This window comes from Akkermansiaceae bacterium, from assembly GCA_024233115.1.
In the GTDB taxonomy this organism is placed as follows: domain Bacteria; phylum Verrucomicrobiota; class Verrucomicrobiia; order Verrucomicrobiales; family Akkermansiaceae; genus Oceaniferula.
This window is the reverse complement of the sequence record JACKQB010000004.1, coordinates 33,414-48,513: the sequence shown is the minus strand read 5'-3', so window position 1 is coordinate 48,513 and position 15,100 is coordinate 33,414. Positions and strand designations below refer to the sequence as shown.

General features: G+C 51.6%; 13 protein-coding genes. All 13 read left to right on the top strand.

Annotation, left to right across the window (positions count from 1 at the left end; all coding sequences use genetic code 11):
* Positions 1-66: 66 nt before the first annotated feature.
* The 13 genes from aepX to H7A51_11180 all read left to right on the top strand — a co-directional run bounded on the left by aepX (position 67) and on the right by H7A51_11180 (position 14,855).
* Positions 67-1,368, top strand: coding sequence for a phosphoenolpyruvate mutase (aepX, locus tag H7A51_11240; protein ID MCP5536788.1), 1,302 nt, complete (start codon positions 67-69; stop codon positions 1,366-1,368).
* 27 nt (positions 1,369-1,395) lie between these two features.
* On the top strand, positions 1,396-2,541 hold the full coding sequence (gene aepY, locus H7A51_11235; protein ID MCP5536787.1) for a phosphonopyruvate decarboxylase: 1,146 nt from the start codon (positions 1,396-1,398) through the stop codon (positions 2,539-2,541).
* 7 nt (positions 2,542-2,548) lie between these two features.
* Positions 2,549-3,703 carry a phosphonoacetaldehyde reductase gene (locus H7A51_11230; protein ID MCP5536786.1) on the top strand — a complete coding sequence of 385 codons (1,155 nt, stop codon included), beginning with the start codon at positions 2,549-2,551 and terminating at the stop codon, positions 3,701-3,703.
* 27 nt (positions 3,704-3,730) lie between these two features.
* Positions 3,731-4,849: a GDP-mannose 4,6-dehydratase gene (gene gmd, locus H7A51_11225; GenBank protein ID MCP5536785.1), complete on the top strand. Its 1,119-nt coding sequence runs from the start codon at positions 3,731-3,733 to the stop codon at positions 4,847-4,849.
* Between the two features lie 70 nt (positions 4,850-4,919).
* Entirely contained in the window at positions 4,920-5,861 is a 942-nt protein-coding gene (locus H7A51_11220; protein ID MCP5536784.1) for a GDP-L-fucose synthase, read from the top strand.
* A gap of 16 nt (positions 5,862-5,877) precedes the next feature.
* Entirely contained in the window at positions 5,878-6,957 is a 1,080-nt protein-coding gene (locus H7A51_11215; protein ID MCP5536783.1) for an adenylyltransferase/cytidyltransferase family protein, read from the top strand.
* Positions 6,958-7,286: 329 nt separating this feature from the next.
* The gene (locus H7A51_11210) at positions 7,287-8,120 is read left to right on the top strand and encodes a WecB/TagA/CpsF family glycosyltransferase (protein ID MCP5536782.1); all 834 of its coding nucleotides are present in this window, start codon (positions 7,287-7,289) and stop codon (positions 8,118-8,120) included.
* A 94-nt stretch (positions 8,121-8,214) separates the two neighbouring features.
* Positions 8,215-9,207 (top strand): nitroreductase family protein, encoded by a 993-nt coding sequence (locus H7A51_11205; protein MCP5536781.1) that lies wholly within the window; start codon positions 8,215-8,217, stop codon positions 9,205-9,207.
* A complete protein-coding gene (locus H7A51_11200; protein MCP5536780.1) occupies positions 9,204-10,283 on the top strand; it encodes a polysaccharide pyruvyl transferase family protein in 1,080 nt (359 codons plus the stop codon). The genes H7A51_11205 and H7A51_11200 overlap by 4 nt, the downstream gene beginning before the upstream one ends.
* A gap of 20 nt (positions 10,284-10,303) precedes the next feature.
* Positions 10,304-11,833 carry a hypothetical protein gene (locus H7A51_11195; protein ID MCP5536779.1) on the top strand — a complete coding sequence of 510 codons (1,530 nt, stop codon included), beginning with the start codon at positions 10,304-10,306 and terminating at the stop codon, positions 11,831-11,833.
* An 87-nt stretch (positions 11,834-11,920) separates the two neighbouring features.
* On the top strand, positions 11,921-13,117 hold the full coding sequence (locus H7A51_11190) for a polysaccharide biosynthesis protein (GenBank protein ID MCP5536778.1): 1,197 nt from the start codon (positions 11,921-11,923) through the stop codon (positions 13,115-13,117).
* A gap of 9 nt (positions 13,118-13,126) precedes the next feature.
* Positions 13,127-14,248 (top strand): DegT/DnrJ/EryC1/StrS family aminotransferase, encoded by a 1,122-nt coding sequence (locus H7A51_11185; GenBank protein MCP5536777.1) that lies wholly within the window; start codon positions 13,127-13,129, stop codon positions 14,246-14,248.
* 1 nt (position 14,249) lies between these two features.
* Positions 14,250-14,855: a hypothetical protein gene (locus H7A51_11180; GenBank protein ID MCP5536776.1), complete on the top strand. Its 606-nt coding sequence runs from the start codon at positions 14,250-14,252 to the stop codon at positions 14,853-14,855.
* Positions 14,856-15,100 lie beyond the last annotated feature (245 nt).

Genomic DNA, 15,100 nt, shown 5'->3' with positions numbered 1-15,100 from the left:
ACCCTGAAGCCGGGAAATACCCCCGCCCATCCGACGGCTTTAACTATCAATACATTCCGGAATATAATGAGTAAGCCTAAAGTGTATGTTGGAATGAGTGCCGATCTCATTCATCCGGGCCATATCAATATCATTGATGTTGCCAGGGAGTATGGCGAGGTCACTGTAGGGCTTCTAACGGATAAGGCGATAGCAGGTTATAAACGCTTACCCTGTCTTCCCTTTGAACACCGGAAAAGAATCATAGGTAGTCTTAAAGGTGTTAGTCATGTGGTTTCGCAGGAAACGCTCGATTACGTCCCGAACCTAAACAAAATTAAGCCGGATTATGTGGTCCATGGAGACGACTGGAAAACAGGCCCTCAGAAAGAAACCCGTGCACGGGTTATCGAGGCTCTCAGTCAATGGGGCGGTAAACTCATCGAACCCAAATACACCGAGGGACTTTCTTCGACGGCCCTCAACAAGGCTCTGAAGGAAATAGGTACAACACCGGGAATACGGATGGGAAAATTACGCCGGTTGCTAAGCTGCAAACCCATCGTAAGGGCCATGGAAGCTCACAATGGAATGTCAGGGCTGATCGTGGAACGTTGTAGCGTCGATGACAATGGTGTCAAAGAGGAGTTCGATGCCATCTGGCTCAGCAGCCTAACGGATTCGACGGCAAAGGGTCGGCCGGATATTGAGTTCGTCGACAGGACTTCGCGTGCACAAACCATCAACGAGATTTTGGATATCACCACAAAACCCATCATCTATGATGGTGACACAGGCGGCATCACCGAACATTTTACCAAGATGGTGCGATCTCTTGAGCGTTTGGGTGTGTCGGCTGTCATTATTGAGGACAAGGAAGGGCTTAAACAAAATTCACTTTTCGGCAGTGAGCGACCACAGCACCTCCTTGATAAACCGGCGATGTGCGCGAAGATTAACGCGGGCAAACAGGCACAGGTCACGTCCGAGTTTATGATCATAGCCCGGATCGAAAGCTTGATCGCACAACAAGGAGTGGCCGATGCCATTGATCGGGCAGAGGCATATATCAAGGCTGGAGCTGATGCTATCATGATTCATAGCAAGGAGCAGTCTGCGGATGAAATCGTGGATTTTTGTAAGGCCTATAAAAAATTGGACCGTAGGGTGCCGTTGATCAGTGTTCCCACCACGTATAATCATCTCTACGAGGCTGAATTGGCTGAGCTGGGTTTCAGTATGGTCATCTATGCCAACCACCTGCTCCGCAGCGCGTACCCCGCCATGCTCCTAACAGCTGAAACCATCCTGAGGTCAAAAAGATCAAAAGAGGTTGATGGCTATTGTATGTCGGTTAAGGATATCCTGGCTCTTGTCGAGGATGAGTAGGAAGAAGGCAATTATTGGCATGGACGAATGATTGATTGCGCACATTTTTTAAATACCCTGACGGCTCATGGCATCGGGTTTTATGCCGGGGTGCCGGATTCCTTGCTGAAGCACTTTTGTGCCTATCTAGACCAGAATGTTGCCAGTGAAAATCATGTGATAGCCGCCAATGAAGGTGGCGCGGTTGCCCTTGCTTCAGGCCATTACCTCGCAACGGGTAAGCCTGGTCTGGTCTACCTGCAGAACTCCGGGTTAGGTAACTGTGTCAACCCGCTGCTCTCCCTGGCTGACAAGCAGGTGTATTCCATACCCATGCTCCTTATGATCGGTTGGCGAGGTGAACCCGGACATGCGGATGAACCGCAGCACATTAAACAGGGCGCCGTTACGCTCCAGCTTCTGGAAAGCCTTGGTGTCCCCTACGAAGTACTACCCAGGGAAGAAGAGCCGGCCCTGGAGCTTGTTCGGAAATTGGTGGAACAATCGGTTGCGGAACGCTCCCCCGTTGCTTTGGTTGTTCGGAAAGATACCTTTTCCCGTTTTCCAGCCAACCCACAACAGGATGCTGTTAGGACTGACCCAAACCTAACCCTGGGCCGGGAACAAGCCCTGCAGGCATTACTCGACAGACTGGGCCCGGATGTGGCGGTTGTATCAAGCACAGGTATGATTTCCCGTGAGGTGTTCGAGTGCCGCGCAAAAAATAAACTCGGTCATCATCAGGACTTTCTTACCGTCGGCAGCATGGGCCATTGTTCGCAAATTGCCTACGGTGTTGCAAATGCCAATCCGGCGATCGAAGTATGTTGCATCGATGGTGACGGTGCGGCCATCATGCACATGGGTGCCATGGCTATACTCGGCCAGTATCGCGGCGGCAATTTGATCCATGTTGTAATCAATAACGGAAGACATGATTCTGTCGGTGGGCAACCCACTGCGGCATTCGATATATCCCTATCCGGGATTGCATCGGCATGCGGCTATGAAAAAAGTTTCACCGCCAGCACCCTGGAAGAAATGCATGCTGCGCTGGACCTCATGACGACGGAGAGAGCAATGGCATTTTTAGAGATCAAAGTGCTTCCCGGATCAAGGCCCGACCTTGGCCGCCCGACTCTGTCACCAGCCGAAAACAAAGAGTCTTTTATGAACCACTGCAGGACCAGGTAGCCACCGTATGAAGCAGTCGTCTGCCGATATTGGAAACGTGGATGGTGCGTGGCTTGAGCTGCGGGCCTACGTGGAGCAGCTGGGGGCAAACAATATCCTGCTCGTCACCCTTCATGCCTCCTATCAAACATGCGGTGCCGCCGCGATTGTCCGTGCGTTATTTGCTGATAAAAAAATCACCCGCGTATCCGATTACTCGGAAAACCCTAAGGCCGAAGAGGTAGTCAAGCTACTTCAGAAACTAGACAGGCATGAAGGCTATGACCTCATCCTGGCTATTGGCGGGGGGAGCGCCATGGACTGCGCAAAATTAATCAAAGCCTATTGGCATAGCCCCGACCCCGTCTACGGGCACCTTCTGAAGGGCCAGGAATTAACCCCCTGTGATCTACCTCTGGCCGCAGTTCCCACCACCGCCGGCTCCGGTAGTGAAGCGACTCATTTTGCCGTGGTTTATCTAGGTAATGAAAAAATTTCGGTAGCCCACAAAAAATTACTCCCGGACCGCTCGTTCCTGGTGCCGTCGCTACTGAAAAGCCTGCCAAGGCATGTTGCCGCCTCATGTGCCATTGACGCCCTCTGCCAGGGAATCGAATCATACTGGTCAATTCACTCGACTCCTGAGTCAAGGGAGTTAGCCGCCGAGGCAATCCAGAAATCCTGGCGGGCAATGATACCAGCGGTCCTTGATAAAAAGACCGACGACCTCCAGCTGATGGCCGAGGCTTCCCACCTTGCCGGCAAGGCAATCAACCTAACAAAAACAACTGCTCCGCACGCGGTTTCCTATGCTCTGACGACATTTTTTGGTGTAAGCCATGGCCACGCAGTTGGTTTGCTCATGCCATTGTTCCTGGTGTATAATGATGCCGTAACATCATCCGATTGCCTGGACCCCCGCGGTGTCGCGTGGGTAAAAAACAGCGTCTCTCAAATTGCACGTATGCTGGGTTACGACAAGGTGGAACATTTGGCGGATGGACTAACAAAAAGGCTCGGAGAGTTGGGGTTGGAGACAAGTTTAGTGAAACTCGGTATCCAATCAGACCAGGACCGGGCTCTGATCATTCAACACGGGTTCAATCCTCAAAGGGTGAATAACAACCCTAGGAAATTAACACAATCAGCCCTGCTCACCATGCTACAGTGCAAGTCAGGTTGAGAGACAAGTGAATTCTATCAAACACACATGAAAAAAGCACTCATCACCGGAATCACCGGACAAGACGGCTCCTACCTCGCGGAGTTTCTCCTCGAAAAAGGATACGAAGTCCATGGTATCAAACGGCGTGCTTCTTCATTCAACACCGAGCGTGTCGACCACATCTACGAAGACCCGCATATCGAGAATGCCCGTTTCCATCTTCATTACGGCGACCTGACCGATACATCCAACCTTACCCGCCTGTTGAGTGAAATTACCCCGGATGAAGTGTATAACCTCGGTGCCCAGTCGCATGTGGCGGTCTCCTTTGAGGCCCCTGAATATACCGCTGACGTCGATGCCCTCGGCACTCTCAGGCTTCTGGAAGCGATCCGTTTCCTCGGCCTTGAGAAGAAAACCCGTTTCTATCAGGCTTCCACCTCCGAGCTTTTTGGAGAGGTCCGGGAGATCCCACAAAAGGAGACCACGCCCTTCTATCCACGCTCACCCTACGCCGTGGCCAAGATGTATGCCTACTGGATTACGGTGAACTACCGCGAGTCATACGGTATGTATGCCTGCAACGGCATCCTCTTTAACCACGAATCCCCGCGTCGAGGAGAAACCTTTGTAACCCGGAAGATCACCCGGGCGTTGTCTAACATCGCCCAAGGGCTTGAGCCCTGCCTCTACCTCGGAAACATGGACGCTCTCCGCGACTGGGGCCATGCCAAGGACTACGTGCGCATGCAATGGATGATGCTCCAGCAGGATACGCCGGACGATTTTGTGATCGCCACCGGAAAACAAATATCCGTCCGCGACTTCGTCACCATGTCGGCTCGCGAGGCCGGCATAGAGCTCTCATTTTCCGGTGTAGGATTGCAGGAAATTGCCACCGTAAGCGCCGTTGATTCCGAAAAGGCACCCGCCGTTTCTGTTGGGGATGTGATTGTTAAAGTCGATCCGCGCTACTTCCGCCCAGCCGAAGTGGAAACCCTGCTGGGCGACCCGACAAAAGCCAGGGAAAAACTCGGCTGGACTCCTGAGATTACCGTCGAGGAAATGTGCGCCGAGATGGTGGCTAACGACCTGGATCAAGCCAAACGGCACGCCCTGCTCAAATTGCACGGCTACAACGTGGCTGTTGCCAAGGAGTCTTAAAGGCAGCGTGGGCATCTTGCCCGCCACCAACCTGAGTACGCGTCCCAAGCAATATGCATATCCGGGAAAGATGAAAAAACTCCTCATACTCGGTGCTGGTGGAATGGTGGGTTCGGCGTTGGTTCGCGCCGCCGAAAACCGTGGCTACAAGGATATACTCACACCGTGCAGAAAAAGCCTGGATCTTGTCAACCAGGCTGACACCCACGCCTATCTGGCCGAACACCGGCCGGATGAAGTGATTGTAGCAGCAGCCAAAGTCGGGGGAATCCACGCCAATAACACCTACCCGGCAGAGTTCATCTACAAGAACCTGATGATTGCCGCCAATGCGATCGAAGGCTCATACCAGGCAGGCGTCACGCGTTTGCTCTTCCTTGGCAGCTCGTGTATTTACCCAAAATTGGCACCCCAGCCGATGCCCGAGGATTGTCTTCTCACATCTGAACTGGAGCCGACCAATGAAGCCTACGCCGTAGCCAAGATTGCCGGTCTGAAACTTTGCCAGCACTACCGTTCCCAGTATGGTGTCATGTTTCACTCCGCCATGCCCACCAATCTCTACGGCCCCGGCGACAACTACCACCCTGAGAATTCCCATGTCATCCCCGCGATGATCCGCCGATTTCATGAGGCCATGGAATCCGGGGCGGAGACGGTCACCATCTGGGGCACCGGAACACCCCGGAGGGAGTTTCTCTACGTCGACGACCTGGCCGATGCTTGTTTCCATCTCATGGAGTTAGAGAGCCCGCCCGATTGGGTCAACGTCGGTTATGGCGAGGACGTCACCATCATCGAACTCGCCCGGGCTGTGGCGGATGCCGTTGGCTATCAAGGTAAGATCGAGACCGACCCATCGCAGCCTGACGGCACCCACCGCAAGCTCATGGACAACACCATCCTCCGTTCACTTGGCTGGAAACCCAGGGTGCCATTGAATGATGGGCTGAGCAGTGCCTACAAGTATTTTTTGAATGCCGTCGACTCAGGATCACTAAGGTCCAAATAACCTGATAGATTTAATTATGAGACGTGTTTTTGTTTCCGGATGTTACGATATTATTCATGCTGGACACCTCCAGTTTTTTGAAGAGGCAAGGGCACTCGGCGATCACCTGACAGTCAGCTTTGCCTCTGAAGACGTTCTCTGGCATCACAAACAACGCAGGTCGTCGATTCCTGACGAACACAAGAAGGCCGTGCTTGAGGGTCTTCGAATGATCGATGAGGTTGTCATAGGAACTGACCATGATATGGGCCTGGATTTTAAAACCTATTTTCTCGAAGCCAGACCCAATGTGTTGGCCGTCACCGAAGACGACCAATACGAAACCATCAAACGCGACCTCTGCAACCAGGTTGGAGCCAGCTATCATGTGCTTGCCAAAACCCCTCCTAAATTCGACCCGGTTTCCACATCGGGCATCGTCAAATGGGTCAAGGCTCCCACTGAAGCACCTCTCCGGGTCGATTTCGCAGGGGGTTGGTTGGATGTGCCACGTCACTCCCGCGAGGGTGCCTATATTGTCAACTGCGCCATCTCGCCACTTGTTAGTCTGCGTGCGTGGAACTACGAAAAACGCTCCGGACTCGGCGGCAGTGGCGCATGGGCACTTCTCAATGGAGAAGACGGCGTCGATGCCGAGCTCGACCTCGGAGTCGGTTGGCAAGACCCCGCCGTCATCCGGGAAACCGGACTCTGCGTCTGGCGCAGCGGTCAACGCCCGGTGCTCGATTTCAAAAGAAATGGCGATATGCTGGCAGGCAAGATGGCCATCCTCTGGACCGGCTCCGAACACGATACCCCCGGCTTCGCCGATCGCCAACGCGATTACGACAAAATCGAGACCTCGGCGAAGTTAGCCCGTCTGGGAATTCTCAACGAAGACATCCAGCAACTAGCCGAAGGCATCCGCCTCTATCATGATGCCCAACTCGACGAAGGTATGGAGCCGCTCCCAAACATCGCCGGCGCACTGGCCTGCAAATACTGCGGCGGTGGTCACGGCGGCTACGCCGTCTACCTCTTCGACACCCAAACCCAGCGCGACACCGCCACCACCCAAACCAAAAACCTGCGCGCCATCGAGCCTTACTGTGTTTGAGTCGGGAAGTCTGGAAGTCCTTGGAGTGCGGACGGCTTGCCTCCGCTCTGCGGCTGGGAAGCTTGCTTCCTGCGGCGGGGTTCCATCGTCCAGCCAATTTTGGGCTTCCATCGTCCAAGAAAATTTTCGCGCATTTCGCCTATTTCGCGGTTCCAAAATTGCTCCCATCGCCCAAGAAAAAATTCGCCCAATTCGCCAGATTCGTGGTCAAAAAATGAAGTAGCAACCCAAGTCTTCTTTCGCGTATTCAGCGTATTTTGCGGTCAAAAAAACAGCCTCACGGCCAGGTCCTCATCCGAAAATTACGTGTCTTCCATGGTAAAAAAACAATGACTTCAGGACGTCAAGACGTCAAGTCTGCCCGCAGTAGCCTTGGCGAAGGAGGCACTTCCCGGCTGCCGTCCTTCAAGACGGTAAATGTCATCGGTTTGCCCGTCGCGGTCACCACCTATCAGAATGCCATCGACTGGATCAAGTCCGCCGCCCTCGACCACAGCCGGGCCTACGCTGTCGAAGCCGCCAACACCCACGTCGCCGCCCTCGCCAGACACGACCGCAGTTTCGGCGAGACGATGGGAAAATTCGACCTCATCACCCCCGACGGCATGCCGCTGGTCTGGTCGGTGAACCGTCAGCTGGAGGAAAAAGAAAAACTGACCGACCGCGTCTACGGCCCCACCTTGATGTTGAGAACCATCGAGGCCACCCAGGGAGATCACGGGTTCAGCCACTTCCTCTTCGGCGGTAAACAAAGCACGCTCGACAAACTCCAGCAACGATTCGCCACCGATTACCCGGAGACCACCATTGCCGGTGCCTACTCGCCTCCCTTCGGGGAATGGCCAGAGGACGAGCTCGACCGCATCTGCCAGAAAATCCGCGACTCCGGCGCCAACCTCGTCTGGGTCGGCCTCGGCTGCCCCAAGCAGGAACACTGGATCGCCCGGCACAAGGACCTACTCCCCCCCGCCGTCTACTTCGGCATCGGCGCCGCCTTCGCCTTCCACGCCGGCGAGGTCAAACAAGCGCCCGCCTGGATCCAAAAATGCGGCATCGAATGGCTCTACCGCCTCTGCAAGGAGCCACGCCGCCTTTTTAAAAGGTATTTCACCTACAACACTTTTTTCGTTTGGTACTCAATAGGGGACCAAATGAGAGACTAGGGGTAAAGTCGAAATGCTGAAACAGCACGTTATGAGTTCATAGCTCATTTCCTATTTTTAATTTAACTTTCCACCTCCCCAACTTCAAAAAAAAATGAAGCTTTCCATGCGCATACGTCTATTGAACGAATATATTAAATTGCTTCGTTCATACTGGAGGGATATGGTGCGATACTCCAAACACGCTTGTCTGGGATGGAATCGTAATAGCTACGATTCCGGCCAGCATGAAGGCAGGATCATTGCATCCTATCATGTTGTCGAAAAAGGTTTAAGCATGCCGGATTTTCGCCCCTGCTTTGGAGTGCCCATCGTAAAGTCACTTATTAGGTTGCTACAACAAGGAGGTAGGAAATTTAATTGGTGCAATAATATCAATTACGTAACAGCGGTTCAAGTGGTGCGATCTTACATGGATAGACACCACGATTTAGGTATTGATCTTAGTGAATTATATACTGATGAGGAAATTGACTTTGGTAAAGATGATCCATGTGTATTGGATGTTGTGGCAGGGAGTCGTAACTACCAGAGAGAAACATATTTTTCAAAATCGCAAAGTAATTTTGCAGAATTTGCGAGAAGCCGTCATAGTTGTAGGGTCTTTGATTTAGATAAGACAGTTGAGCTAAAGAAAATATATGATGCCATCGACACGGCAAGATTTTCGCCTTCCGTATGTAACCGGCAATGCTGGCGAGTACACGTATATCAGGATAAGAAGCGAGTGGATGCCTTGTTAGCTTTGCAGGATGGCAACCGTGGTTTCGGTCACACTATTCCAACAATCTTGGTTGTTACAGCCAGCCTAAAAGTTTTTGATGGCTTTAAGGAAAGAAACCAAGCCTTTATCGATGGTGGTTTATTTAGTATGAGCCTGATGTATGCCTTGCACCATCAGGAGTTGGGCTGCGTGCCGATGTGTTGGTTGGCTTCCAACGAGCGGGACGATGAATTTCGCGGGCTTGCTGGCCTAAGTGATGACGAGGTGATTATGATGTTGCTGGGAGTGGGCGTACCGGTAGATGAATTTGCTGCGCCAGCCTCACAAAGGCGATCCATCGAGGAAATTACGACTGTATATTGAACAAATTGACCTTTGGGGAGACAAACTGCGATTATTTGATGAAAATTGGAATACTCACATTTCATCTGGGACCTAACCACGGAGGGTACCTTCAGGCGTATTGTCTATGTGAGTATATTAAGTCCATGGGACACGAGGTAGAAATCATCAATTACAAGAATGCGCACCATCACGATCGTGAAACCTTCAGACCGTGGGTTTACCGCCGTCCATGGAAGTTGTATCATGCTTGGATTAAGGAGCGAGTATTCAGGAAAGCCTATCAAGAACTCCCGCTCAGCGAGTTTACTACCAATGTGAACGAGGTGAAATGGGAGAAGTATGATGTGGTGGTTATTGGCAGTGATGTGGTTTGGGATTTTTCATGGCCGTGGCTCGGGCACGATCACGTCTATTTTGGTGATTTTGGCAGGGAATATCACGGCAAGAGAATTGCCTACGCTCCCAGTTCAGGCACAGTGCATCCTGAGACAGTTATTCCCACTTGGGTGAAAGAAGGCCTGGCAGGGATGGACGGCATTTGTGCCCGAGATGAGAACACCGCCTGCATCGTAAGGAAGGCCTGCGGACGCAATCCGCTGGTGGTGGTAGACCCCACGTGGTTGGATATGGAATACTGTGAAACTCCAGTAACCAAGGAAAAGCACTTAGTGGTTTATGCCTATGAAGTTTCTGAGGATGAGCGAAAAGCTATTGTAGCCTACGCAAGAAAAAACGGCCTCAGAATCATCGCCCTAGGTTACTCCCAGAGCTGGGCAGATGAGAATAATATGAAACTAGGGCCGCTTGAATGGCCGGCGATCATGGAGCGAGCCAGTGCCGTGGTGGCAGGCACTTTTCATGGCACCTTGTATGCGATTAAGACGCAGAGTCAGTTCGTGACTCTCTACAATGATCGTATCAAATACCGGATTCAAAAACCCTTGCAAGTAGCAGAGCTCGAGCAGCGCATGTTAAAATCGGCAGCTGACTTTGAGGAAGTCATGAACCAAGTTATCGACTACCGAGTAGTCATGGATCGCCTTGGCCCGTATGTCGAAAGCTCACGTGCTTATCTGAGCGAACACTTAACGTAACAATTAATTAATTTCATAGAATGAATCAACGTACCATAATTCTGGCAGTCCTTTTTGTCGTTCTATTACCACTAGCTTTATTGTTAGGGCAATGGTCAGCCACTGATCATGAGATGGCCATGTCCGTGGCTGCTGGAATTGTGATTCTGGTTGTAATCGCAGTCATGCAACGATCCATCTGGCTGCTTATTCCCTTGTTCTACGCTTTCAGATTTCCGCTAAGCCTGCTGCCTGGAGGATTTGCATTAAAGGACGTTATAACGATGGGGGTTGCAGTTGTAATGGTCATGATTTGGATGGTAAAGCGTTATGAAATTCGTTTGAGATTTAGCTGGATAGAAGGAATGATACTGATTCAATATGCTTGCCTGGCACAAGCATTTATGAGGAATCCTGTGGGTTTGTCTATTCTAGGCGGGGATACGGTAGGAGGGCGTCCATATTTTGAAATCGCAGTGACGGCTATCGTCTTTCTAGTACTGGGTACACAAGTTGTGGATTTAAAAAAGGTTCGGTTGGCTGCGAAATTTTATTTATTTGGTGGCATAGGGTCGGCCGCGTTGGAGGTCGTGGCAAGTGTGTTCCCTAGTATAGGGGTTTATATTGCAAGAATCTATCAATTGAACAGCATCGGGGGGATTATGTCCTCCTTGGCCGTCGAAGGGGGATACGGCCAGGTAAACGAGTATAGTGTTGGTAGGAAGGAGTATTTATCGTATATAGTGAAGCCTCTCTTTGCATGGCTGCTCGCTATTACCCGACCATTAGGATTGGTGAACATCCGCAGACCCTTAATAGTATTGGGGTTTGTGATTGTCATGCTTGCGGCGCTATTGAGTGGATTTCGTAGCTTGTTAATCTGGATAGGCATGATGTATATTGCAGCTGCCATTATACGACGCCATAAAGAGGATATTGTTGTGGCTGTATTAGGAGGCATCATTATGTTATGCGTACTCGTCGGCGGAAATGGCCAGATTTTTGATCTGCCTCTCCCTGTCCAACGGACTCTTTCGTTTTTACCAGGAAATTGGGATGCTCTGGCCGAGGGGGATGCTAACAGCTCGGCTCAATGGCGATACGATATGTGGAGAGAGGTGATGACGTCCGACAAATATATTGAAAATAAGTTCATTGGTGACGGTTTTGGATTCAGTATGGACGACCTGAAATTCCAGGGGCAATTGTATATGGAAGGTGGTTTGACTCCCGAAATGATGCAGGAGCACTTTATGCGCGCGGGGCAGTACCACAGCGGCCCCATCCAGACGATTAACCGGGTAGGTTATGTAGGACTTTTTCTACTTACCATCGGGATGATTATTTTTGTGCGGTATGCCTTGCGGGTGATTAGGAGGGCGGAGGGGACACCCTATTATATTTACGCGATGTTTGTGGGTTTGCCCATGGTTGTGTATCCATTCTTTTTCTACCTTGTCATTGGTGGTTACCAGGAAGCAATGGCGATGATGACCATCAGTGGAGGCATGCTCAGGTTGATTGAAAACTCCATGGACCGTTTCGGTGATGGCACCGTGTCGGCAGGCTAGACTGTGTGGCCTGGGTGCGGTCGCTGCTTGCCAAATAGCCTGCATTCCCTGCGTCGCGTTGATGTGGAAAAACGAATACCTATGCAAATGAACGATATATTACCGACCATACTGGGGCGTGATCATTCCTTTCTGCGTGAGGACATGGAGCACGCGCGTGCCAACATCAAGGATGCTCTCGGGAGTGCGCGGGTATTGGTGATCGGGGCGGCCGGGTCCATTGGTTCCGCGTTTGTCACCGAGCTGGCACAATATGGATTAGGTGGCTTGCACCTGCTCGATGTCAGCGAAAACAATCTGGTGGAGGTGGTGCGCCAGCTCAGGTCGGGCGGCATTCACCTCCCGGATGATTTTAGAACTTACGCCATCGATTTTTCCGCGATGGAGATGGCAGCATTGCTCAAGGTTGAACAATATGATTATGTCTTGAATTTTTCAGCGCTGAAACATGTGCGGTCAGAGCGCGATCCATACACCTTGATGCGGCTGCTGGAGGTCAATGTCGCTGGTAACGCCAGGCTGCTGGATGCACTCGCCGGCCAGAAGCAGCTGCAGCGTGTGTTCAGCGTGTCCTCGGATAAGTCGGTGCGCCCGGCGAATCTCATGGGTGCCTCGAAGGCATTCATGGAAAGGATCTTCCTCTCACGGGCAGATGAAATGTCATTCACCAGCGCACGCTTTGCCAATGTGGCGTTTTCGGATGGCAGTCTGCTGCACAGTTTCCGGCATCGCTTTGAAAAAAGACAGCCTCTCAGCGCTCCATCCGATGTGCTGCGGTACTTCATCACCCATGAAGAAGCGGGCCAGCTGTGTTTGCTCTCTTGTTTTGATGGCAATAACCGTGAAATCTATTTTCCGCAGTTTCGTCCAGACAAGGATATGATGAGCTTCGCCGATATTGCCCGCACGTTTTTACATGCGCAGGGGTACCGTGCTCTGGAGTGCGACAGTGATGCGCAGGCGCTTGCCAAAGCCGCCGAAATGCAGCCGGGTGACCGTGATTGGCCCTGCTATTTTTCCGGCTCGGATACCAGCGGTGAGAAAATGTATGAGGAATTCAATGACCCGGACGAAAGCCTGGATCTTGATCGCTACCAGACGGTGGGCGTGGTGACGGATCCCGTCTATCATGGTCGTGAGGGGTTAGACAAGGCTCTCGCAATGATCGAGGCCTGTAGAACCAAGGGAACGTGGACCAAGGAGGATCTTGTCCGGGCCGTGGCGACGGCCGTGCCTGAACTCAACCATGTTGAAACCCATAAGAATCTCGACCAGAAGATGTAATAAACAGATATGAGAAACATTCCATTATTTGACCTCAATTTCGGACAGGAGGAAGAAGATGCCGTTATTGAGGTACTGCGCTCGAAGTGGATTTCCATGGGGCCAAAAACCAAGGAATTCGAAGATGAGTATGCCCGCTTGCACCATTCCTCCCATGCCATCGCAGTGACGAACTGTACGGCTGCGCTTCATCTGGCTTTGAGGGTTTGCGGAATTGGTCCGGGAGACGAGGTGATCGTGCCATCGTTGACGTTTGTCGCTACGGCAAGTGCCGTCAGGATGACCGGTGCCGTCCCTGTGTTTGCAGATGTTGTGTCGCTGCAGGACTGGACTATTTGCCCCCGGGACATAGAACGCAAAATCACGGCAAGGACCAAAGCGGTGATACCGATGCATTTTGGTGGCCACGGTGCGGACATGACCAGGATTTGTGCTCTAGCTAACAAACACGGTCTCAAGGTCATTGAGGATGCCTGCCACGCCCCGCTTGGGCAGCGGGATGGACGTTACTTGGGCACCTTTGGTGATTTTGCCGCCTACAGCTTCTATTCGAACAAAAATATGGCGACCGGTGAAGGCGGTATGCTGCTCACCCAAAATGAGGAATTTGACCAACGCTGCAGGCTGCTCCGCGCCCACGGCATGACTGCGACCGCCTTTGATCGCGAACAGGGTAAGGAGTTCTACGATGTAGTGGACTGGGGCTACAATTACCGCATGGATGATATCCGGTCGGCAATAGGTCTGGCCCAGCTCGCTAAGCTCGAAGCCGATCTGGAGAAACGGCTCGCCCTGGCCAATCGCTATCGCGAGAATCTCGGGTCGTGTACTGATGTTTGTGTGCCGTTTGCCGATTACCCCGGCGTCTCCTCCAACTACGTCATGGGAATACTACTCAATTGCGGAAATAGGAAGAACATCCGGAAGGCCTTAGCCGATGAGGGCATCGGCACGTCCATGCATTACCCGCCGGTACATCAGTTTGCCTGTTACCATGAGTTTGCAACACATCTGCCAATGACCGAGGACATCGGCAGTCGTGAGTTATCACTGCCGCTGCATTTTAGAATGGAAACTGAAGACGTGGATTACGTTTGTGAGGAACTGATCAATACATTAGCAAACCAATGATATGAAGGACGGTGTTTTTCTAGTGGGGGCATTTCATGAAATGGTTGAATTGCTCGAATCGCTCAATGTACCCATCCTGGGTTTGATCGACCATAACAAGGATTTGGATGCATGCTGCAAACAATACCGTATTCTTGGAGACGACCATTGGCTGTTAGGTCACGGTCCGCAGGAGACAGCTGACCAGGTTGTCATTTCTCCGGACACCCCTACAATAAGAGAAAGAATAGCGGTTTCATATCAGAAGCGTGGTTTTCACTTACCCGTGGTTGTTGGCGGTGAGGTGTCAAAATATGCCCAATTGGGGGCGGGCACGGTGATTCAAAAACTCGCCTATGTCTCGGCAGGTTGCAGATTAGGTTGTGGTGTCAAAATCAACATTGGTGCAAGGGTGATGCATGATGCAACCATTGGTGACTTTGTTACAATCGCTCCTGCAGCTGTGATTTTAGGTCATGTGACGATAGCGGATGGTGCCTATATTGGTGCGAATGCTACCATACTTCCACATGTGCAAGTGGGTGCAGGAGCCACAGTCGGCGCTGGAGCAGTAGTCACGAAGGATGTGCCGGCAAACGAGATCGTGAAGGGGGTGCCCGCTTGTTAATTTGACCTCTTTGCGGTTTGTTTTGATGATCGGTGAAAAAATAAATGTTGATACGACCTCCACGGGGGATGATAGGCTGGGATGTTCTGGATCATTCAATTCTGGTGAATCTGGGACGGGTCTCGTATTCGTTATACCTCTTGCAGCTCATCGTATTGATATGCCTTGCTCCCTGGCTGACGAGGAAGCTGAAAATTTATCCATGGGTGAATAAATTGCGCAACTAACAACTATTTATCGTGAAT